The organism is Streptomyces sp. NPDC059679, from assembly GCF_042734105.1.
Classification (GTDB): domain Bacteria; phylum Actinomycetota; class Actinomycetes; order Streptomycetales; family Streptomycetaceae; genus Streptomyces.
On the sequence record NZ_JBHWES010000004.1, the window covers coordinates 113,448 to 137,970 of the forward strand.

Consider the following 24,523-nt stretch of genomic DNA (forward strand, 5'->3'; position numbering starts at 1 on the left):
TCAGCTCGCCGCGGCGCGCGGACGCCCGGTGGTCTCGGCCAGGTGTGCCCGGTTGAGCTGGAGCCGTTCCTCCTCGGTCGAGGCGGTCACCTTGCGCAGCCGGAAGAGGTGGTGCCGTATCCAGCCCCGGCGCAGCGGCTCGGCCAGGTCGGGGTCGGGCGCCACGGTGTCGTGCGGGATGAGTCCATCGACCACGAGCCGGTTCCGGGCGAAAACCTCGGCCCAGGTGCGCGCGGTGGGGACGCTGATTCCGAGCCCGGGGTCGACCAGGTCGCCGCTCAGGGTGCACAGGAAGTCCGCCAGCAGGACCTGGCCGCCGTCCACGACGGCGGCGTCCAGGTTCGCGAACAGCGCCTGCTTGTCCTCGGCCCGGAAGCAGGCGCCGACGCCGAACGCCAGGTCGTAGTGGCCGGGGAAGGGTTCGGCGGGGTCCGCGTGGAACAACGCGGCCCTCTCCCGCAGGCCGCGCTCCCGGATCTCCCGGTCCGCGCGGTCGGCCAGCTCCTTGTCGCCGGTCACGCCGTGGACCACCAGGGCCGGGTGGGCCTCCGCGAGGCCGACGGCGCCACCCGCGCCACGGCAGCCGAACTCCAGCACGGCGCCGAGCCGGTCCAGGCCCTGGCCGTCCAGCAGCAGCCGGCGGATCTCCTCCTGGCCGGGGGCCGGGGATGTCGCCACCGCCGGGGCCGGTGTCGGTGCGGGTGCCGCAGCAGGTGCGGGCGCCGGGGGCGAGGGCCTGCCGCCCTTACGGGCGGCCGTGGCGAGCCGCTGCCGCAGGTACCCGGCGAGCGCGCCGGGCGACGGGTGGTCGAAGACCAGGGTGACCGGCAGCCGCAGCCCGGTGGCCCGGCCCAGCCGGTTGCGGAGCTCCACCGCGGTGAGCGAGTCCAGGCCGAGCTCGACGAACCCGGTGTCGGACCCGACGTCGTCGGGATCGACCACCAGCACGGCCGCCACCTCGCGCCGTACCACCTCCATGACCCGCGCCTGCTGTCCGTCGTCGGGAAGGTCGGCGAGGCCGTCCAGCCCGCCGGTGTCCGGCGCGGCGGCCGCCGACCGCGGCGCGGTCCGCACCAGCGCCCGGTGCATGGGGTGGCCGGTGCCGGACTCGGCCTGGCTCCGCAGCGCGGCCAGGTCGATGCGCATCGGCACCTGCAGCGCCTCGTCGGCGCCGCGGGCCACGTCGAACAGCGCGAGCCCCTGCTCGGAGGAGAGCCCCAGCAGACCGCCCCGGGTCATCCGGCCCGTGTCGCCCTCGGTGAGGTGCTTGGTGAGGCCGGTCGCCTGCTCCCAGTAGCCGTACGCCATGGAAACGCCCGGCAGCCCCCGCGCCCTGCGGTGGTGGGCGAGCGCGTCCAGGAAGGAGCTGGCAGCGGCGTAGTTGGCCTGGCCGGGGTTGCCAAGCACCCCGGCGGCCCCGGAGAAGAACACGAACTGGGTCAGATCCGTGCCGCGGGTGAGCTCGTGCAGATTCAGCGCGCCCTCGGCCTTCGGCCGCAGCACGTGTGCCAGCCGGTCGGGGGTCAGCGCGTCGAACACCCCGTCGTCGAGCGCGCCCGCGGTGTGGATGACGGTGCCGAGCGGATGCTCGGCCGGGATGGCGCCGAGCACCTCGGCCAGCCGGTCGCGGTCGGCCGCGTCGCAGGCCACCACCGTGACCCGGGCGCCGTCCGCGGTGAGTTCCGCGGTCAGCTCGGCCGCGCCGGGGGCATCGGGGCCGCGCCGGCTGAGGAGGACCAGGTGCCGGGCGCCGTGTTCGGCCACCAGGTGCCTGGCGAGCATTCCGCCCAGGGTGCCGGTGCCACCAGTGATCAGCACCGTGTGCGACGGGTCGGGGCGCCGGGGCACGGTCAGCACGATCTTGCCGACGTGCCGCGCCTGGCTCATGAACCGGAAGGCCTCCGGGGCGCGCCGCAGATCCCAGGTGATCCTGGGCAGCAGCTCCAGCACTCCCCGCTCGAACAGGTCCACGATCTCGGCCAGGATCTCCCCGATCCGCTGTGGCCCGGCGTCGACCACGTCGAACGCCCGGTAGCGGACCCCGAAGTGGCGGGTGGCGATCTGCTGGGCGTCGCGGATGTCGGTCTTGCCCATCTCCACGAACCGGCCGCCGCGCGGCAGCAGCCGCAGCGAGGCGTCGACGAACTCGCGCGCGAGCGAGTCCAGTACGACATCCACCCCGCGGCCCTCGGTGACGGCCCGGAACTCGGCCTCGAAGCCCAGGTCACGGGAGGAGGCGAGGTGGTCGTCGGGCACTCCCAGCGCCCGTACGGTGTCCCACTTGCCCTCGCTCGCGGTGGCGAACACCTCCGCGCCCACGTGCCGGGCCAGTTGTACGGCGGCCATGCCCACCCCGCCCGCGGCGGCGTGGACCAGCACCGACTCACCGGCGCTCAGTGCGCCCATGTCGAACAGGCCGTAGTACGCGGTGACGAAGGCGACCGGGACCGTCGCGGCCTCCTCGAAGGACCACCCGGCGGGCATCTGGGCCATCGTGTGGGCGTCGGCCACGCAGACCGGGCCCAGGCCGCTCGGGAACACCCCCATCACCCGGTCCCCGACCGCCAGTCCGGTCACCCCGGGGCCGACCTCGAGGACCAGGCCGGCGCCCTCCGCGCCGAGCGTCAGCTCCCCCGGGTACATGCCGAGCGCGCCCAGCACATCGCGGAAGTTCAGCCCGGCCGCGCGCACCTCGATCCGCACCTGCCCCGGGATCAGCGGCGCGTCGGCGGCGGGCCAGGGCAACAGCGCCAGGTTCTCCAGGGTGCCCGCGCCCGTGGTGTCCAGCCGCCACGCGCCGCCGCCCGGGGGCGGCACCAGCGTGCCGTCGGAGCCGACCGGGGCCAGCCGGGGCACCAGCGCCGCTCCCCCGCGCAGCGCGAGCTGCGACTCGCCGGCCGCCACCGCGGCCGCCACCGCCCCCGGCAGCGCGGCCACCGACGCCTCGTCACCGTCCAGGTCGACCAGCAGCAGCCGGTCCGGGTTCTCCGCCTGTGCCGTACGCAGCAGACCCCAGACCGGGGCGTGCACCAGGTCCGTGATGTCCTCGCCGACGCGGACGGCCACCGCTCCGCGGGTCACCACCACCAGCCGCGCCGCGGCCCGCTCCTCGTCCGCGAGCCGGCCCTGCACCAGGCCGAGGGCGCGCGCGGTGGCGGCCCGGATCCCGGCGGCGAGCTCCGCGGGCTGCTCCTCGGTGGCCCGTGACGCGGTGGCCAGCGACACCAGCGCCACCTCGCCCCCGTCGTCGGACACCGTGGCGCCCGCGCGGCGCAGGGCGGCGCCCAGCCCCAGGTCGTCCGGGCCCGGCAGGGACCAACGCGCCGTGTCCCGCCCGGCCCCGACGGTTTCCGCCAAAAGCGCCGTCCAGTCGAGGCGGAAGAGCGAGTCCGGCAGCGCGGCCGTCCCAGTGGTGGCGGCGGCGGTGGCGGCGGCAGCGGTGGCGGCGCCTGCGGTAGCCGCGCCCGGCCGTACGCCGGACACCGACTGCTCGCCCGACACCGGCCGTACGCCGGACACCGGCCGTTCGCCGGAGACCGGCCGCAGCACCAGCGAGTCCAGCGCGGCCACCGGCCGCCCCGTGGCGTCGGCGACCTCGGCCGACACCGCGTCGGTGCCGGCCCCCGTGAGCCGCACCCGCACCGCTGCGGCCCCCCGCCCGAACAGCCGCATCCCGGACCAGGAGAACGGCAGCAGCCCGCCGCCATCGCGTACGAAGCCGCCGAAGCCCATCGCGTGCAGGGCCGAGTCCAGCAGGGCGGGGTGCAGACCGTAGCGGGCGGCGTCCGGCGCGTCGTCGATCGTGGCCTCGGCGAACACCTCGTCGCCACGCTTCCAGACCGCGCGCAGCCCGCAGAACGCCGGGCCGTACGCGTATCCGGCGTCGGCCATCACCCGGTAGTAGTCGTCCACCGGCACCGCCTCCGCGCCGGCCGGCGGCCACGCGGTCAGTTCCGGCCCGTCCTCCAGCGCCCCGGAGCCGAGCAGCCCGGCGGCGTGCCGCGTCCACGGCTGCTCCGCCCCGGCCTGCGAATACACCTCCACCGGACGGCCGTTACCGCTGTCGGGCGCCCCGACGGCCACCTGCAGCCGTACGGCGCTCCGCTCCGACAGGATCAGCGGGGCCTGGAGGGTCAGCTCTTCCAGCCGGTCACAGCCCACGTCTCGCCCCGCGTGCAGCGCCATCTCGACAAAGGCCGTGCCCGGGAACAGCACCGTGCCGGACACCGCGTGGTCGGCGACCCAGGGGTGGGAGGCGAGGGACACCTCGCCGCTGAACACCACCCCACCATCGGCGAGCGGCACGGCCGACGTCAGCAGTGGATGGCCATCCGGCGCCTGCGCGGCCGGGTCGGCCGGGAGCGGGGTCGTGGTGGCCGGGGGCCCCGTCGCCGGGGCGGGCCCGGCCGGGGCGCCGACGGCCGTGGCGGCCGGAAGCGGAGCCCGGGCGGACTCGTCCACCCAGCAGACCTGGTGCTCGAACGGGTAGGTCGGCAGCCCCGGCACCCGGCGGGGTACGTCGTCGCCGTACAGCTCGCTCCAGTCGACCGTCGCCCCGCGCGCCCACAGCTCCGCCACCCGGCCCAGGTCGCGCTCGCGCAGCGCCCCGTCCATGTCCGCGCGCGCCACCCGGCCGGCGGTGGCCGTGACCAGCGCGCCGCCCGGGCGGCCACGGCGCCAGCGGGTGAGCTGCCCCAGCAGGTCCTCGGCGCCCTTGGCGACCACCGCCAGCCGGTGCGTCAGATCCGCCCGGCCGACCTGGAGGGTGTAGGCGATCCCCGCGAGATCGGTCCGGGGGCCGCCGCGCAGGAAGTCGATCCAATGGTCGACGTAGGCGCTCAGCCGCTCCTCGGTGTGCGCCGACAGCGTGAACACCACGGGACCGCGTACGGTCGGCAGCGGCTGCGCGGGCTCGGGCGCCTCCTCGAGGACGACATGGGCGTTCGTCCCGCCCCCGCCGATCGAGGTGATGCCCGCCCGGCGCGGCGCCGGGGTGCCGTCCACGACCACCGGCTCCCAGGGCACGGCGCTGCCGGAGAGCTCGAACGGGAGCCTGTCGAAGTCGATGGCGGGGTTGAACTCCTCCGGCAGCCGGGTCGGCGGCAGGGTGCGGTGCCGCAGGGCCAGGACGACCTTGAACAGCTGCGCCATGCCCGCGGATGCCTCGCCGTGGCCGATGTTGGGCTTGACCGACCCCACGCCGAACCGCCCGCTCGCGCCCGGCCGCTCGTCGAAGGCCTGGGTGAGGGCCGTCATCTCGACCGCGTCACCGATCTCCGAGCCGTTGGCATGGGCCTCCACATAGCCGACCGTCCGCGGGTCCACACCGCCGTCGCGCAGCGCCTCACGGATCACATCGGCCTGTCGCTGCGCGCTGGGGCTGGTGAACCCGATGGTCCGCCCGTTGTGGTTGACGGCCGTGCCGCGAATGACGGCCCGTATCGGGTCGCCGTCGCGCAGGGCCTGCCGCAGCGGCTTGAGCAACACCGCCGCGACGCCCTCGCCCGGGACGATCCCATTGGCCTCCGCGCCGAACGACCCGCACTCCGAACGGTCGGACAGCAGCCCCACGGTGCCCAGCTCGGCATACGTCGAGGGGTGCAGATAGAGGTTCACCGCTCCGGCGAGGGCCAGTTCGCACTGGCCGGCGCGCAGGCTCTGCACCGCCTCGTGCAGCGCCACCAGTGCGGAGGAGCAGGCGGTGTCCACGGCCTTGCTCGGTCCGCCGAGGTCGAACTGGAAGGAGACCCGGTTCACCATGTCGCCGAAGGAAGTGCGCGGCATCTCCAGCCGCCCCTCCGCACCGAGCCGGGTGAAACCGTGCTTCGCGCCGCCCGCGAAGACCCCGATGCGCCGGCGCACCGGGGCGGGCAGCTTCGACGGGGCGCAGCCCGCGTCCTCCAGCGCCTTCCAGCACTCCTGGAGGAACAGCCGCACCTGCGGGTCGGTGTTGCGTGCCTCATCATCGGTGAACTTGAACAGCGACGGATCGAACTCGTCGAACCCGTCGAGGAAGGCGCCCCACTTGGAGTGGCTCTTGCGCACCACGTCCGCGCCCTCGGGGCGGGGGTCGTAGTGCTCCCGCCAGTCCCAGCGGCGCGGCGGGATCTCGGTGACGACCGACCGGCCGTCCATGAGCAGCGACCAGTACCGGTCAAGGTCGGGGGCGCCCGGGAAGCGGCCGCTCATCCCGATGATCGCGACGGCGTCCGCCGCCGCGTCGTTCTCGTCGCCCTCGTCCTCCTCGCGGTCCTGGCCCTCCCGCGGGGTGAGCTCGGCGGCCGGGGCGGGTACGGGGGCGGGAGCGGCGGGTACGGGGGCGGGTACGGCGGCCGGGGCCGGTGCGGCGACCGGGGCGGGCTCGGCCGCGGGACTCCCCCCGATGTACGCCCGGCACTCGTCCGGGAACTGCTCGGCCAGGTGCTCGGCGACGCCCTCGACCTTCGCGAAGTCGAAGAACAGCGTCCGGGAGGCCGCCGGGAACGCCTCGCTCAGTGCGTGGTTCATCCTGGTCCGCGTGATGGAGTCGATTCCGTAGCGGTCCAGGTGGTCCTTGATGTCGAGGTCGGCCGCCGACGCGCCGATCATCTCCGCGGCCAGCAGCGCGAGCCGCTCCTCGACGGCAGCCTCCAGCCGCTCGGGGGCGTACGGCTCGGCCCCGGCCTCAGCCTCGGCGACGGCTCCGGCCAGCGGCTCGGCAACGGGCTCGGTCCGCGGCGCCGGGGCGGGCTCGGCGGCCGGTTGCGCGACGGGCCGCACCGCCGCCTGGGTGAACAGCTTGCCGTGCCGGTTCCTGGCGAACGGGTAGCCGGGCAGCGGCACCCGGCGCCCCGCCCCGTCCTGCCGCGCCCGGCGCCAGTCGATCGGCCCGCCGCGCACCCACAGCTCGGCGGCCTGGGCGAGCTTGCCCCGGTCCAGCCACCGGCCCACGGCCTCCCGCAGATCATCGTCGTCGTCGAAGAGCCGGACCACCTCGCCGCCGTCGTCCGCCCGCCCCAGCAGGCAGTTCTGGGGAAGCTCCTCCCCCGCCGCCACGGCCCGCAGCCCGGCAGCCAGTTCGGTCAGGTCGCGTACGACGAACGCGGCGCGCGCCGCCAGCTCCGTACGGCCGAGCTGGAAGGTGCGGGCCACATCGGCCAGCAGCGGTCGGCCGCCGGCGCCGGCGGCGCGGTCCTCGGTGCCGCTCCCTTGGAGCGCCCCGCCCGCCTCGGAGATCAGCCGGGCCAGTTCCCCGGCCGTCCGGCCCTCGTGCGGGACGTCGGCGTCCAGCCGCACCCCGAACCGGGCGTCCAGCGCCTCGCCGATCCGGGCGAACTGCCCCGGCTGCACCCCGTAGGAATCCAGCCGCTCGTCCGGGTCGATCTCGTCAGCCGCAACGCCCAGCACGTCCGCCACCACCGCACACACCTGCGCGGGCACCACCGCGGGCGCGGCGGTGGGCGAGGGTACGTCGGCCTCTTCCGCCGGGTCCAGGAACTCCGCCAGCTCCCCGGCGTACGCGCGCAGCCGCTCGGGGTCGCGCGCCGACAGCGGCACGATCCGCGGCCTGCCGTCGTCCATACGGGCCGCCCCGGGCGCCTCGGCGGCGGTCGGCGGATACTCCTCGACCACCGCGTGCACATTGGTTCCGCTGTGTCCGAAGGCGTTCACCGCGGCCATCAGCGGGGCGCCGGAAACGCTCTGCCAGGGCCGCGCCACGTCGTCCAGGACGAAGGCCGAGTCCTTCAGGTCGATCAGCGGGTTGAGCCGGCGCAGGGTCGGCATGCCGACCAGCCGCCCGTACCGCATGGACAGCAGCACCTTGATCAGCCCGACCAGCCCCGAGGTGGCGCCCGTGTGGCCGATGTGGGACTTCGCGCTGCCGACCGCGCAGAACGCCCGCTCGCCGGTCAGCCGCCGGAACGCCCGCACCAGCGCGTTGGCCTCCACGGGGTCGCCGAGCGGGGTCGCGGTGCCGTGGGCCTCGACGTATCCGACCCGCTCGGCCGGAATGCCGAAGCGCCGGTAGACGTCGAGGATCAGCTCTTCCTGGGCCGCCCCGTTCGGCGCGGTGATGCCGTTGCTGGCGCCGTCCTGGTTCATTCCGGTCGCCCGGACGACGCCGTAGACGTGGTCGCCGTCGGCCACCGCGTCGGCCAGCCGCTTGAGCACCACGACGGCCACGGCCTCGGAGTAGACGGTGCCGTCCGCGTCGGCGTCGAAGGTGCGGCACTGGCCGGTGGGCGACATCGCGCCGCTCTGCAGCAGCAGATCGAGACCGCGCCCGTCGAGACCGGCGTTCGCGCCGCCGACCAGCGCCAGGGACGACTCGCCCGACCGCAGGCTCTGGCAGGCCACGTGCAGGGCGGCAAGCGCCGACGAGCAGGCGGTGTTGACCACCAGCGCGGCCCCGCGCAGATCGAGGAAGTACGACAGCCGGGACGCCACCAGGGCGTCGGAGGCGCCGGTGAACGACTCGTGCGGATAGCTGGTGGGCTCGGCGCCGACGAACAGCCCGGTGCGCGAACCGGCCAGGGCCCTCGGGTCGAGCGCGGCGTCCTCCAGCGCGTGCCAGCTCTCCTGAAGCAGCAGCCGCTGGTGGTGGCTCATCAGATCCGCCTCGTACGGGCGGATGCCGAAGAACTCGGGGTCGAAGCTGTCGCGCTCGGCGAGCGCCCCGCCCCAGCTGTACGCGTTCCGCTCCTCCGGGGCGAGGTAGTGGTCGGGCAGCTCGCCGTACCCGACGCGGCCCTCGGCGAGGTTGCGCCAGAACTCGCGGACGTCCACCGCCCCCGGGAACTGCCCGGACATGCCGACCACCGCGATGTCCAGTGTCTCAGGGCGGCCGGCCGGCCCGGTGGTCGCGTCCTGCCCGGACGGCACCGGGGCCGTGGGTCGGCCCGGGGCCTGCGCCGGGCGCCGAGCTGCCAGCAGGTCGCGCGCCTGCTCCGCGCCGACAGTTCCCCTGGCGTACCGGTCGAGGATGTCCCGGAACTCTGCGGTGCTCATCGTCGCTCCCTCGTGGCCAACTCGGTGTCGAGCAGGTCCAGCACCTCCGCGGCGGAGAGCTCACCGGCCGCGAAACGTGCCTCCAACATCGCGATCAGTTCGTCCGGCGGCGCCGTATCGCCGGTGCCGTCGGCCGCCGGCCCCGCCGTCCCGTCGGCCGGCGGCTCGTCCGTACCGATCAGCTCGATCAGGTGGTCGGCCAGCCGCTCCACGGTCGAGTACTCGTACAGGGCCGCCGCGTTCAGCTCCACGTCCAGTTCCTCGGCGATCTGTGTGACGAACGTCGAGCCGGTGATCGAGTCGACACCCAGATCGGAGAAGGCCACCGAAGGCGACAGGTCTCCGGCCGGCACCCGCAGCGTCCTGGCGAGCCGTTCGATCAGCAGCCGCCGGATATCCCGGCGCCGCTCGCCACCGCCACCGCCGTCCGGATGGGCGGCGCCGGCGGCGCCGGCGTGCAGGGCGGCAGGGGTGGTCGGGGCCGCGCGGACCGCCGGGGCCCGCATGGCGACGACCTGGCGGTGCCGCCCCCCGCGCAGCAGGCGTACGGCGGTGTCGAAGCAGGCGGCGCCCTCGTCGTCGTCCAGGAAGCCCAGTGTCGGGTAGTCCCGCGCCGCCTCGCCGAACGAGGCGCGCCAGGCGCCCCAGTTGACGATGCCGACCGGGAACGCGGAGGTCCGGCCGACGGCTCGGGCGAACGCGTCGGCGAAGGTGATCCCGGCCGCGTACGCGGCGTGGGTGCCGGCCCCGCCGAAGGCGAAGGCCTGGGCGGAGGAGAAGTAGCACAGGAAGTCCAGCGGCTCCTCGGCCACGGCCTCGTACACATGGCGGCTGCCCCCGGCCTTGACGTCGAAGTGCTCGCGGAACTCCGCCTCGCCGAGCGCGGTCAGGTCGCCCGGGCCCTCGGTGATCCGGGTGGCGCCGGCGAACAGCACACCGTGGAGCCCGCCGAGCGTGGCCTTCGCCGCGGCGATCGCCCGCCGCGCCTGCCGCGGGTCGGTGACATCGGCCTGTACGTAGCCGATCCGCTCGTCCGCCAGTGCCTCGCGCACCGCCGGGTCGCTCTGTGGCCTGCGCCCGACGCAGACCACCTGGGCGCCGTGGCGTTCGATCAGATGGCGGCTGACGATCCGGCCGACGAAGCCGCTGCCGCCGACCACCACGTACTTGCCGCCCGGGCGTATCCCCGGCAGCCCGGCGTCCGCCGCCTCGGCCGGGTCGACCGGGCGGACCTCCTGCCGGTACCGGCGCCCGCCGCGCAGCGCGATCAGGTCGCCGCCGGGGGCCGGGGGTTCGGCGGCGACCGCCGCGGCCACCTCCGCCCGGGCGGCGGGAGTGGTCAGGTCGGCGCCCGCCACGTCCAGGTTGCGGACCGCGAACCGCCGGGAGTCGCGGGCCAGGAAGTAGACGAGACCGGCCAGGCCCGCGCCGCGCGCCCCGTTGGGCTCCCCGGCGACCGACTGGGTCTCCTGGGTGACGACGCTCAGGTCCATCGGCGTCGACCGGTCGGCCCCGAGTCTGCTCAGGGCCTTGACCAGCCGGAGCACGGCGAGTTCATGCTCGGCGGCGGCATCCCGGCCGACCGGGCCCGCGCCGACCACGATGTGCACACGGTCGGGCGCCGGGCCGTCCAGGGGCAGCGGCCCGCCGAGCGCGCACTCGGCCACCTCGGGGGCGACGTCGCCGCTCCGGTAGTGCTCGGCCAGGGCCAGCGCCAGCGGGGTGCCCGTCTCCTCCGCGACGATCAGCACCGCGCGCGGTGCACGCCCGGCGGCCGGTGCGGGGGCCGCCGACTCGACCCAACGCGGCGCGGTCAGCAGTCCCTGCGGCGGGACCACGGGGGCGGGGTCGGTGACGGCCACGGGGACGGGCACGGGGACGGGGACGGGGACGGGGACGGGCATCGGGACGGGCGTCGCGCTCGCGGCAGCCTGGGCCGTAACGCCCGGGGCGCCGGCGTGGGTGGCCGGGGCCGTGGCACCCGACGCGGCAGGTGTGGCGCCCGGCGCGGCCACAGGCGTGGCGCCCGGCGCGGCCACGGGCGTGGCGCCCGGCGCGGTCGGCCGGCGGCCCTCGGTGTCCTCGCCCTCGGCCGGGATCCAGTGCCGCTCGCCCGCGAACGGATACGTCGGCAGGCTCGTACGGCGCGGCCGGCCCGCCCCGTACAGCGCCGCCCAGTCCACCGCCCCGCCCTCGGCCCAGCGCCGGGCCGTCCCGCCGAGCTCCGTGCCCGGCAGCGCGGGACGGACGCCTGCGGCGGCGAACTCGCCCAGCTGCCCGGCAAGCTCAGTGAGGTCGCGCGCCACGAAGGCGGCCCGTACGGGCCATTCGACCCGGCCGACCTGGAGGGTGTAGGCGATATCGCGCAGCGACCGCCCGGGGGTACCTGCGGTCAGGGCGTCCCGCAGGCGCGCGGCCAGCTCCCGCAGCCGGTCCTCGGTGCGGGCCGACAGCGGCACCACCACCGGGCCTTCGGCGGCTTCTCCAGCCCCAGCGGGCTCGGCGGGCAGGTATTCCTCCAGCACGATGTGCGCGTTGGCCCCGGTGGCTCCGAAGGAGCTCAGGCCGGCGCGCCGCGGTCCCTCGGGCGGCGCGGGCCAGTCGCCGGTCTCGCGCTGCAGCCGGAACGGCGTGTCGGCCAGCTTCAGCAGCGGGTTCACGGGGTCCGCGTGCAGCGAGGGCACCAGCGTGCGGTGGTGCAGTTGCAGCACCGCCTTGGTCAGGCCCGCGATCCCGGCGGCGGACTCGGCGTGTCCGATGTTGGACTTCACCGAGCCCAGCGCGCAGAACCCGGTGTCCGAGGTGTCCCTGGCGAAGGCGGCGGTCAGCCCCCGCACCTCGATCGGGTCGCCGAGCGAGGTGCCGGTACCGTGCGCCTCGACATAGCCGATCGAGCGTGCGTCGATGTCCGCCGCCGCCAGCGCGGTGGAGATCACGGCGGCCTGGCCGACCGGGCTCGGCACGCTGAATCCGCTGGCGGCGCCGACGTGGCCCACGGCGGTGGCGGCGATGACGGCGTAGATGTGGTCGCCGTCGGCCTCGGCGGCGGCCAGTGGCTTGACCACCACCGCGCCGACGCCCTCCGCCGACACATAGCCGTCCCCGCCCTCCCCGAAGGAGCGGCAGCGGCCGTCCGAGGAGTGCATGCCGACCATGCCGTAGGTCCGGTACTTCCCGGGGTGCAGCGAGAGGTTGACCCCGCCCGCGACCGCGACCTCGCACTCTCCGCGGCGCAGGCTCTCCACCGCGAGGTGGAGCGCGGTCAGCGAGGAGGAGCAGAGCGTGTCCACGGTCATGCTCGGGCCGTGGAAGTCGCAGACGAAGGAGACCCGGTTGGCGATCTGCCCCTGGTTGAGGCTCAGCGGGACCGGGTGCGGCGCCTCCGCTGCCACCAGGGTGTAGTCCTTGTGCATCGCTCCGGCGAACACGCCGACCGCGCGGCGCCGGTCGGGCCCGGTGGCGGCGGCGAGGGTGGCCGGGGTGTATCCGGCGTCCTCGATGGCCTCCCAGCAGGTCCGCAGGAACCACCGCTCCTGCGGGTCGGTGATCTCCGCTTCGGGACGGGAGATCCGGAAGAAGTCGGCGTCGAACCGGTCGACGTCGTCGAGGAACCCACCCGAGCGGGACACGCGCTCGCCGTCCGGCGTACGCCAGCGTTCGGCGGGCACCTCACCGACGCTGTCCCGGCCCGCTTTGAGGTTGTCCCAGAAGGCCGCCAGGTCCGGCGCGCCGGGGTAGTGCCCGGCCATGCCGACGATCGCGAACCGCTCGGCGCGCGGCGCGGGCAGCCGACGCCGCGTGAGCCGGGGGCGCTCCAGCGGCCGCCGGGTGGCGCCGCTGCCACTCCAACCGGCCAGGATGGCATGGGCGTTGGTGCCGCCGTCCGCGAAGCTGGACACGGCGGCGACCGGCGGCGCGTCCGACGCGTCCGGCCACGGGATGAGCTCGCGCTCGAACCTGAGCGGTGTGGCGCCCATGTCGAAGTGGTCCAGCGGGTGCTGACCGCTCAGGAACGGCACGATCCGGCGGTTGCGCAGCATCAGCACGGTCTTGATGACCCCGGCGATGCCCTCCGCGCACTGTGGGTGGCCGATGTTCGGTTTGACCGACCCCAGGCTGCACGGTGTGCCGGAGCCGTTTCGGTAGACGGCCTGGATCGCCTTCAGCTCGATCAGGTCGGGGACGGCCGACCCGGCCGCGTTGGTCTCGATGTACGTCACGTCGTCGGCGTCGACCCCGGCGCGGGCCAGCGCGGTGGCCATGACCCGCTGCTGCGCTGCCGGGTTCGGGGTGGCCGGTCCGGCGGTGCGGCCGTCGTTGTTGACCGCCACCGCCTTGATCACGGCGTGCACCTGGTCGCCGTCCGCCTCGGCGGCGGCCAGTGGCTTCAGCAGCAGCACACCGACGCCCTCGGCGGGCGTGAAACCGCGGGCCCGCCGGTCGAAGACGTGGAACTCCGGCTCCTGGTTCAGCAGCCCGCGCTGGTCGAACAGCCGGTGTCCGCTCTCGTCCGGCAGCAGGCCGATCCCGGCCACCACGGCCGCCTCGGCGTCACCGGCCCGGATGGCCTGGACGGCTTGGTGCATCGCGACCAGCGCCGAGGAGCACGCGGTGTCCACGACGGTGCTCGGACCACGCAGGTCGAAGTAGTGGGACAGGTTGGCGGCCAGGTAGTTCTGGCCGATCGCGACCACCGGGTTGCGGCTGCGGGCCAGGGCGTGCTCGCCCGGGTCGTGCCGGGTGCGGCCGCCCACGTACACGCCGATGTCGCGCCCCTTGAGCTCCTCGGGGGCGTATCCGGCGTCGGCGAACGCGAACAGCGTCTCCTCCAGCAGCAGCAGCGCCTGTGGGTCCATGGCGGCGGCGTCGCTGTCGGAGAGGTGGAAGTAGCCGGGGTCGAACCCGTCGATGTCGATCAGGCCCGCGCGATACCCGGTCGCCCGTCCCCAGCGCCGGACAGGCACCGGGGCGATCGCGGAGCGGCCCTCGCTGAGCAGCCGCCAGTACGCGTCCAGGTCCCCGGCGCCGGGGAAGCGGCCGGACATCCCGACGATCGCGACGGCGGACTCACCTCCGGCCGTGCGCCCGGCCGTCGGCCGAGCCGCTGCCTGGGCCGCTGCCGGAGTCCCGGTGGGTACGGTCATGGTGGCGGCGGCGCGGGCGGGACGGACTGGGGCCGGTACGGCGGCTCGCCCGGATGCCGCCTCCCCTTCCGTTCCTTCCGTGCCGAAGGCCGCTGCCAGGGCCTGGCCGTGGCTTTCGGCCAGCCAGCCGACGAAGGACTCCACCGTGGGCTGTTCCGCCAGCACGGACGGATCGAGTTCGACGCCCAGTCGGTCGCCGACCTGCCGCAGGAGCTGCACCATCATGATCGAGTCGGTTCCGTAGTCGGCGATGGGCACATCGGCCGCGAGCCGCTCGCGGTCGAAGCCCAACTGCCCGGCCAGCAGGGCGAGCAGCCAGGACTCGGCCTCCCGCACGGCGGTCCCGGCCACCTCGCCGTGGGCGGACGGCCCGGTGAGGGGCGCGGGGGCGGCGGGCCGGGCCGGGGCCTTCGGCCTGCGGACCCGCAGGGCTTCCGGCGTCCAGTGCGAGGAGACGATCGCGGGCAGCACCACCGGGCCGGCCCCGGTGGACAGGATGTGGTCGAGCAGCCGCAGCCCCTCGGTCTCGGAGAGTTCGCCGAGACCGGTGGCCAGATAGCCGGGGCCGGGCCGCTCGGTGCCCATGCCGGTGTCCCGCCAGCTGGGCCAGGCCACGCTCACCAGGGGCAGCCCGTGCGGCTTTCGCCTGGCCACGGCGTCCAGGTGGGCGTTGGCCATCGCGTAGTCGCTCTGGCCGACCGCGGCGGCCGGGACCGACGAGGCGACCGACGAGAACAGCACGAAGAACCGCACCGGTTCAGCCGCCACCGCGTCCACCAGCGCGTCCAGACCGGCCGTCTTCGGCGCCAGCACCGCGCGCACCGCCTCGACCGGCTTGCCCACGAACGCCAGGTTCTCCCGGTCCACCAGACCGGCGGCGTGCAGCACCCCGCCGATCGGGCCCAGCTCACGCCGGACCCCGGCCACCGCCTCGCGCACGGCGGCCGGGTCCTCGCCCAGGGGCAGCGACAGCACCCGGAGCCGAACCCCGTCCCGCTCCAGCTCCCGCAGCCCGCGCAGCTTGCGGCCCAGCACCGTGTCCGGACCGTGGCGGTGCCACTCCTCACGCGGGGGCAGCTGCTCGCGGCCGGTGAGCACCAGGGTGCGGGCCCCCCACTGAGCCACGGCATGGCGGGCGAGCGCCTGGCCGATGCCCCGGGTGCCGCCGGTGATCAGCAGCGCCTCGTCGGCCGGGAAGCGGACCGGAGCGCCGGTGCCGGCCGGCAGCTCGGCGAGGCGGGCCCGGTGCCGCACCCCGTCGAGGTAGCTGACCTCGGCGTCCTCGCCCGCGTCGGCCAGCTCCCGGGCGACCAGGCCCGGCAGCTCGGGATCGGCGGGATCCGCCTCCAGATAGCGGGACCTGACGCGGCCGTACTCGCTCTGCAGCATCCGGTAGAGCCCGGACCGGGCGTCGCCCGAGCCCACGCCCAGCAGCAGGGCCTCGCGTCCGGCCATCCGCTGCACGGCCGGCAGCCATGCGTCCAGTGCCAGTCCGCCCAGGTCGACCAGTGCGTCGAAGCGGTCGTCCAGGTCCGCCGCCGAGGCGACCGGCGTCGCGTCAGGCAGGGCCTCGGCGAGCCGCCGGGCCGCGGGCCCTGCGCCGAGCACTGCCACCGCCGTGGGGCGCCGTCCGTCAGTGGCCCGTGCCGGCTCCCACTCCCGGGCCAGCAGCCGGGTACCGGCAGGCGCCGGGACCTCGACCGGCCGCTGCGCGGCGAACACCTCGCCGAACGCGTCCGGCGCCGCGACGGGCCGCCACACCGCCCCGAAGCCGCTGTCGCCCAGCACCTCCTCCCAGCGGGCGCCGGTGAGGATGGGCGCCCCGGGGGTGCGGACCTCCTCGTCGTCGTACAGCCACCAGCCGTCGAGCAGCCCGAACGTCAGCGTCAGAGCCGCGGACTTGCGGGTGATCTCGTTGATCACCAGGACCCCGCCCGGGCGCAGCGCGGCGGCCAGGTTGCGCAGGACCAGCCGGATGTCCCGGGTGGCGTGCAGCACGTTGGTCGCCACGATCACATCGCAGCCGCCGCCGGTCAGCCGCTCGCCCGCGTCCGGCTGCTCCACGTTCCACCGGCCGTAGCGCAGATACGGACGTCCGGCCCCGAAGCGGCGCTCGGCCTGGTCCAGGAAGGCCGGGGAGAGGTCGGTGTACCAGTACTCGAGCCGCTCGGCGTGTGCGTCGAGCCGGGGCAGCGCCACGGCGGTCGTGCCCCCGGTGCCCGCGCCCACCTCGGCCAACCGGACCGTCGCGGAGGGGTCTTCGGCCAAGCGGTCGCGCACCGCGGCCGCGGCCACCTCGGCCACCACCTCGTTGAGCCGGTCCGCGACCGGGTTGCCCTGGTACACCGCGGTCAGCTTGGCCATCGAGCCGCCGGGGAACAGCACGTCGGTGGCGGGCAGTCGGCCGGAAAGGATGTCGGGCAGCCGGTCCACGCACTCGCCCACCAGGGAGAGCTGCGCGTCCCAGTAGGGGTCGGCGGCGAAGCGCTCGCGCGCCTCCTCCCACGTGGGGTCGCCGGCCGCCGGCCCGGCGCTCGGCTCCAGGACGCCGTCGCGCAGCCGGGCCAGGCCCGCGGCGTCGAGCAGCCGGGCGGCCTCCTCCAGCCAGCGCCGGTACTTGTCCACGACGGACAGCCGGTCGGCCAGCCCGGTCAGCGACTCGCCGCGGCCCTCGGCGAACGCGCCGGACTCGCGCAGCCGCGCCAGTACCCGGGCGGCGATGAGGCGGTCGAGTCCGTCCGCGGTGAGGCCGGTCGGGGCGGGGGCGGGCGGGATGCGCGTGGCCGCCTCGATCCGGCTCAGCCCGCTCGGCAGACCGGGCCGGGCCGGTGCGGGGCCCTCGGCCGGTGCCGGTGCCGGTGCCGGTGCCGGTGCCGGTGCGTCGAGCGGTACGAACACGTCCGGATACCGCTCGGCGAGGTGGGCGGCCAACTCACGGATGGTGGTGTATTCGAAGAGGAGCGTCGGGTCCAGCTCCCGGTCCACCTCGCGGTGCAGCTCTTCGGCCAGTTCCAGCACCTGCACGGAGTCGATCCCGAGCTCGTAGTACCCGGCGTCGACCGGGATCGCCTCGGGCTCGCGGCCCAGGTGACGGGCCACCAGCCGGCGCAGCCGGTCCTGGACTCCGTCGGCCGCGCCGGGCCGGGGTCCCGGCGCGGCGGCAGGCCCGGTGGCGGGCTCGGCGGCCGGGGCGGTGGCGGGCTCGGGGGCCGGGGCGGTCCGTACGGCCTTGCTGGACAGCCCGGAAAGCTCGGCCACCTGCCGGCCGGTCTCGTCGAAGAAGTCCACGGAGAGCCGGACGAGTTCACCGCGCCGACCCACCGAGGAGCGGCGCACCCGGGCCGTCGAACTCCCGGTCAGCGGGCCCGTGGTACGGAACGAGGCCACGTGCAGCGGCAGGAACGCCTGGCCGCCGGTGTCCAGCAGGGAACCGGCCGCGACCGCGCCGCCGAGCAGCAGGGCCGGGTGCACCAGGTGGTCGCCGGGCGCCGCGGTGAGTTCGGCTACCAGCTGTTCCGGGTCGGTCCACAACAGGCCCTCGGCCCGTGCCGCGCCGCTGTACTGCTGGCCGTTGTCTCCGTCCCGCCGATAGATCTCGGCCAGCGTCCGCGGGGCGCCCTGCGGCCGGCTCAGGGACAGCCGGTCCGCGAAGGGGGCCGCGCCGGTCAGCTCGACCTCGGCCCTGGCGTACGGCTCGCCGTCGGCGACGGTGACCTGCCAGCGGCCGGGCCCCGAGACGGTGCCCCGGATCTCCACGGTCACCGGCCCGTCCGTCACATCCAGCGGTCGCAGCGCGGTCAGGTCACGGAACGTCAGCTCTCCGAGAGGGTGGCCGTGGTCGCGGAAGACGCCCGCGACGAGGTCGAAGTAGCCCAGCGCGGGCAGCAGGGACCGGCCCTGCACCCGGTGTCCGGCGATGACCGGCGTATCGGCCGAGAGCAGCACCTCGCCCCGCAGGTCGCGGTCCCGGGCGGGCGGGGGCGTGCGCACCGCGTCGGCGGCGGGCAGCCAGCAGCGCTCACGGGAGAACGGGTAGCCGGGCAGCGGGATCCGCGGGCCGCCGCCTGCCCACTCGACCTTCGCGCCGCGCACCCACGCCGCGGCCAGCTCATGCGCCGTACGATTCGCGGGCGGTGCGGCGGAGCGGGCGGCGGTGCCGGTCAGGACCCGGGGCGAGCCGCCGGACAGATGGCGTTCGAGTTCGCCAGCCAGGTCCTCGACGTCCTCGAAGACCACGGCCAGCCGGCGCGCCAGCGGCTCGCGGGTCTGCAGGGTCCGGGCGAGCGCCGCGGGGCGCGCGTGGCGCCCCTCGCCGCGCAGGTACTCGGCCGTCCGCGCGGTGTGCTCGGCCAGCCGCTCCTCGTCACGGGCGGAGAGCACGCACACATAGGGCAGCGGGGCTTCCTCGGGGCTCGGGCTGGACGACACGTACTCCTCCAGGATCACGTGGGCGTTGCTGCCGCCCGCCCCGAACGCGCTGATCCCGGCGGTGCGGGGCAGCGGCCGGCCGACCGGGTCGACCCGCGGGGTCCACTCGGTCAGCTCGCGCTGCACCCGGAACGGGGTGGCGTCCAGGTCGAGGTTGGGGTTGAGCCGTTCGGCGTGCAGCGAGGGCACCAGTTCCCCGTGGCGCAGTTGGAGCAGCACCTTGGTGAGCGCCGCGATGCCCGCCGCCGACTCGGCGTGGCCGATGTTCGACTTCACCGAGCCGAGCGGGATGCGCACCCCGTCCAGGTCGTGGCCCTGGAAGCCGCGCAGCAGCCCGGTGATCTCGACCGGGTCGCCGAGCGAGGTTCCGGTACCGTGCGCCTCCAGGTAGTCCAGGTCCGCGGGGGCGAGACCGGCCCGGTCCAGGGCCTGGCCGATCAGCACCCCTTGGGCCCTGGGGTTGGGCACGCTGAAGCCCTTGCCGGCCCCGCCGTGGTTGACCGCGGTGGACCTGATCACGGCCAGGATGCGGTCGCCGTCCGCCTCGGCCGCCGAGCGGCGCTTGAGCAGCACCGCGCCGACCCCCTCGGCGGGCACGTAGCCGTCGCCGCCCGCGCCGAAGCTGCGGCACCTGCCGTCGCTGGACAGGAAGCCGCCCTTGGCGAGCTGGAGGTACTTCACCGGGTGGCTGGAGACGTTGACGCCGCCGGCCACCGCCGCCTCGCAGTCCCCGTCCCGGATCGCCTGGCAGGCGAGGTGGAGGGCGGTGAGCGAGGACGAGCACATGGTGTCCAGGGCGATGCTCGGCCCGTCGAAGTCGAAGAAGTACGACACCCGGTTGGCCACCGAGGCGTACGAGGACGAGGTGGCCGTGCCGACCCCGCGCAGCGCCTCGTCGACCCCGTACAGCTGGTAGTGGCCGTACATCAGGCCGACGAAGACCCCGGTGCGGACCCGGGACAGCGCGGCCCGGGAGGTGCCGGCGTCCTCCAGCAGATGCCACACGGTCTGCAGGAAGAGCCGCTCCTGCGGGTCGATGTGCTCTGCCTCCACCTGGGACATGCGGAAGAACATCGGGTCGAAGGAGGTGACGTCGGACAGCCAGCCGCCCCACTTGGCGTAGGTCTTGCCCGGGGCGTCGCGGTCCGGGTCATGGAACCGGTCGTGGTCCCAGCGGTCCTCGGGGACCTCCTCGACGCAGTCCCGGCCCTCCCGCAGATTGCGCCAGAACTGCCCGAGGTCGTCGGCCTGCGGATAGCGTCCGGCCACCCCGACGATCACGATCTCGTCCTCGGCGGGGGTGGGCGCGGGCACGGGCGCGGGCACGGGCGCCGGGGCGGGCTCGACCCGGGCGGTCGCGGTGGCCACGGGCACGGCGTTTGCGGGCACGGCGCTCGCGGGCACGGCCGCGTTGGCGACGGCCGACGGCTGGTGTTCGTCCTGGCGCCTCGGGCCGACGAGTTCCCGCAGCGTCTCACCGTGCTGCTCGACCAGGAACCCGGCGAGCTCGGCGACGGTCAGGTACTCGAAGAACAGCGTCTTGGACAGCGGGCCGAAGTGCCGCTCCAGCTCGCGGGTGAGGCTGAGCACCAGCAGCGAGTCGATGCCGTAGTGCTCGAAGGACTCGTCCGCGGCGATGTCGTCGGCCGCCATCTTCAGCTCGGCGGCCAGCAGCCCGCGCAGGAACTCCTCGGCGGGGCCGCGCGGATCGCCGGCCGGGTCCCCGTCCGCCGGTGCGGTCTCGCCGGCCGGCCGCGGCGCCGGGTCCGGGGCGCCGGCGGGCACGGCGGGGCGCCGCAGCAGCGCCTCCTCGATGCGGCCGCGGTCGCCCGCGGTCAGCAGGACGTGGGAGGCCCCGCTCGCCAGCGCGCCTTCCAGCGCGTCGAGGGCGGCCTCGGTCGGCAGCGGTTCCATGCCGAACGCGCGCCGCATCGCCTGCCGCGCCTCGGCGTCGATGGTCATCCCGCCGTCGCGCCACAGCGACCAGTCGACCGCAAGGCCCCGGCCGGGCTGCCGCCGCTCCAGGTAGTGGGCGAGGAAGCTGTTGGCGAAGGCGTAGTCGGTCTGCCCGACGTTGCCGAACACCGCGGCGGTCGAGCCGAACGCGACGAAGTAGTCGAGCTGGTCCCGCCTGGTCGCCTCGTCCAGCAGGACCAAGCCGCGCACCTTGGGCGCGAGCACTGCGTCGGCGTCCGCCCCGCTCTTGTGCAGCGCCAGCGAGTCCCGCAGCGCCCCGGCCGCGTGCACGATGCCCGCGATGCGTCCGAACCTGTGCCGGGCCTCGCGCACCACCCGCTCGACGTCGTCCCGCACACCGACGTCGGCCTGGAGGTACAGCCAGCCCTCCGGCGTGTCCTCGGGCGGCTCCGAGCGGCCGACCAGCACGACACCCGCGCCGGGGTGCCGGGCGATCCGGTGGGCGACCAGACGGGCCAGCTTCCCCGAGCCCCCGGTGATGATGTGCGCCCCGTCCCGGGCCAGCGGTGACGCCCCGGCCGCGGGCAGCGTCAGCGCCCGCCAGCCGCGGACCGTACGCCCTGCCCCGTCGACCCGCAGCTCCGGCTCGCCGCCGCGGAGTTCGGCGAGCACCAGGCGGGCCAGGTCGGCGGCGGACGCGGACGCGGCGCCGGTGTGGGCGAGCACGGTCATCCGGATCCCGGGGTGCTCCTGCCCGATCGAGCGCGCGAAGCCGTCCAGCGCGGCGTGTGCCGCCCCGGCCGCCCCGGGCTCGTCGCCGTGGACGTACAGATAGCGCAGCGGCCCGCGGCGTCCGGCGATCCGGGCCCGGCACACCTCCAGCGCGGTGTGGAAGCCGCCGCGGAGGGCTTCGTCGAGCCCGCCCCGGGGGGCGAGGTGGACGAGGTGCGAGGCCGCGCCCGGGTCGCCGACGCGGACGTTCAGCCCGGGTACCAGCCGCAGGAGTTCACCGCGCAGCTCCGCCGCCCGCCCGTCGCCGGTGTCCACGACGGCCAGCAGCTCCACCTCGGCGCCGGTGTCATCCTTCTTGTCGTCAGGTTCTCGCCACACCGGCTCGAAGGCATGCACACCCGACTCGGGCCGGGACACCGCGCGCAGGGTGAACCGCTCGATCCGGGCGACCACGGTGCCGTCCTCGGCGGTCAGCGCGATGTCGAAGACCTGCCCGTCGGCGCGCCGCTGCACCACCGTGACATGCGCGTAGCAGACCTCCGGCAGCTCGGCGCGCAGCGTCACGGACCCGATCGAGTACGGCAGGTGCGACACCGAGCCGGACACCAGCCAGCCCGCGGTCTGCAACGCGCCGTCCAGCAGCGACGGGTGGAAACGGTGGTCGCCGACGTCGGGGCGGCGCAGCCGGGCCAGGGCCTCGGCGTCGTCGAGCGCCAGTTCCTCGATCACGCGGAAGCCCGGCCCGTACCGGAAGCCCAGGCTCTCGAAGTAGTCGTAGGCCTCCTGCCGGCTCCTGGTGCGCGAGCACCGGCTCCGTACGGCGGCCAGGTCGATCCGCTCCGCCACCGCGCCCGCCTCACCCGCCCGCTCGAACACGAGCGTTCCGCGGGCGTGCGGTTGTTCCCCGGTGATGTCGAACGCGCCGGAAGGGGCCACCGCGACGCGCAGGTCGTGGCACTGCCCGGGGGCGAGGGCGACGGGTGCGGCCCAGACGACGTCGTCGATGCGCCGGACCCGGGCGGCGCCGTGTGCCCGCTCGCCCGCCAGCCGGGCCATCTCCAGATACACCACGCCGGGCAGGACGCGCTCCTCGCCGACCACGTGATCGGCGAGGAAGAACTCGGCCCCGGTCAGCCGCTTGGCGAAGGCGGACTCGCCGAAGGTCGACACGTTCTCGTCCAGCAGCGCGGTCCGACCGCTCCCGGCCGTGGATTCGACCCAGTGCCGGGTCCGTTCGAACGGGTAGGCCGGCAGCCCGATCCGGCGGGCGGGCGGCAGCCCGGGCCAGCTCACGTCCGCGCCCTCGGCCCACAGCTGGGCCAACGCCTCCAGGTCGCGCTCGGCGCACAGCGCCCGCACGTACTCCCGCCAGGCGGCGCCGCGCGAGGTCGCGTCGCGCCGCGGCCCGGCGGGCACCCGGCCGGTCAGCGCCCCGGGCTCGGTCCGGCCCTCGGCGTGGGCGTCCAGGTGGTCCAGCAGTTCGGCGCGGCCACGGGCGACGAAGGCGAGCCGGTGTTCCATCGGCTCGCGGCCCATGCGCAGGGTGTGGGCGACGTCGGCCGGGGCGGGCCGCTCGGCGCGGACGAACGCGGCCAGCCGCCGCGCCTGCTCCCGCAGCGCGCGTCCGGTCCTGGCGGACAGCACGAACAGCTCCCCGTCAGGACCGGACGCACGATGCCCATGGTCCGTCCCGGTGAGGGCGGGCGCCGCCTCCTCGATCACCACGTGCGCGTTGGCGCCACCGAAGCCGAAGGAGCTCACCCCCGCCCGACGGGGCAGTGCGGTGCCGTCCGCGGCCACGGGGGCCGGCCAGGACCGGGTGGAGTCCACGATCTCGAACGGGCTGCCGGACAGCTCCAGATAGGGGTTGGGCTCGTGGAAGTGCAGGCTGGCCGGGAGGGTGCGGTGGCGCAGCGCGAGGACGACCTTCAGCAGCCCGGCGATGCCCGCGGCGGCCTCCAGGTGGCCGATGTTGGTCTTCACCGAGCCGATCCCGCAGCGCGGCCCGCCGGCCTCCGCGCCCGGCTCCGCGTCCCCGTACAACTCGGCGAACGCCTGCTTCAGGGCACCGAACTCGATCGGGTCACCCAGGGCCGTCCCGGTGCCGTGCGCCTCGATGTAGCCGACCGTCCGGGGGTCGATGCCCGCCGCCCGGTACGCCTCGACCAGCAGCTCGGTCTGCGCGTTCGGATTCGGGGAGGTGAGCGAGGTGGTGCGGCCCCCGTGGCCGACGGCGGTCGCCTTGATCACGGCGGCCACCGGGTCGCCGTCCCGGCGGGCCGCCGCGTGGTCGCGCAGCACCACGACGCCCACGCCCTCACCGCGCACATAGCCGTTGGCCGCGGCGTCGAACGCCTTGCAGCGCCCGTCCTCGCTGAGCATCTCGCCCTGGCTGAGCGCCGCGTAGAGACCGGGGTCCAGGATCAGGCTGACCCCACCCGCGATCGCCAGGTCGCAGCTGCCGTCGCGCAGCGCGGCGACCGCCTGGTGCACGGCGGTCAGCGAGCTCGAGCAGGCGGTGTCCACCGCCACGCTGGGGCCGCGCAGGTCGAGGAGATAGGAGATCCGGTTCGGGATGATCGACTGCGCGGCGCCGGTCAGGGTGTGCGCGTCGACCGCTCGCCCGGCGGCCCGCTGGACCTCGGGATAGTCGGAGTTGGTGGTGCCGATGTACACCCCGACCCGCTTGCCCGCGAGGTCCGAGGCCCGGTAGCCCGCGTCCTCGATCGCCGACCACACCACCTCCAGCAGCAGCCGCTGCTGAGGGTCCATCAGCTCGGCCTCACGGGGCGAGATGGAGAAGAAGGCCGCGTCGAAGCGGTCCACGTCGGTGAGGAATCCGCCCCAGCGCGAGCGGGACTCGCCCGCGTGCGCCCGCCAGTCCCACCGGTCGGCGGGGATCTCGCCGACCAGGTCCCGGCCCTGCTCCAGGTGGTCCCAGAACTCCGCCAGGTCGGCCGAGCCGGGCAGCCGGCCGGCCATGCCGACGATCGCGATGTCCCCGGCCCCGCTGGGACGCCCGGGAGCCGGCCGCTCGGGCGCCGGCCGTACGGTCGACTCGGCAGCCCCGGCCCGGCCCGCGTCCGCGCGGACGTCCGCGCCCGTGTCGTACGCGCCCGTGTCGTACGCGGCAGGGTCCGCGGCCCCGCCGCCGGCCAGGTGGGCGGCCACCGCGGCGAGCGTCGGGAAGCGGTAGAACAGCGTCGGCAGCACCTCGATCCCGTACCGCTCGCCGATCCGGGTGCTGAGCGCGGTGAAGCTGACGGAGTTCATCCCCAGCTCGCCGAGCGGGGCGTCGTGGCGCACCTGCGAGA

The 24,523-nt window shown here is 75.5% G+C and carries 2 protein-coding genes (1 of these 2 running past the window's edge); both read right to left on the reverse strand.

What is annotated here, in order from left to right; translation table 11 throughout:
* The gene (locus tag ACFV2X_RS07290) at positions 1-8,988 is read right to left on the reverse strand and encodes an SDR family NAD(P)-dependent oxidoreductase (RefSeq protein ID WP_385612567.1); all 8,988 of its coding nucleotides are present in this window, start codon (positions 8,986-8,988) and stop codon (positions 1-3) included.
* On the reverse strand, positions 8,985-24,523 hold the 3' portion of the coding sequence (locus ACFV2X_RS07295; protein WP_385612568.1) for an amino acid adenylation domain-containing protein. The gene runs 7,906 nt beyond the window's last position; 15,539 of the gene's 23,445 nt are visible here — the last part of the coding sequence; its start codon lies off the right edge, out of view — the gene reads right to left on this strand; the stop codon is at positions 8,985-8,987. Before ACFV2X_RS07295 ends, ACFV2X_RS07290 begins: the two co-directional genes overlap by 4 nt.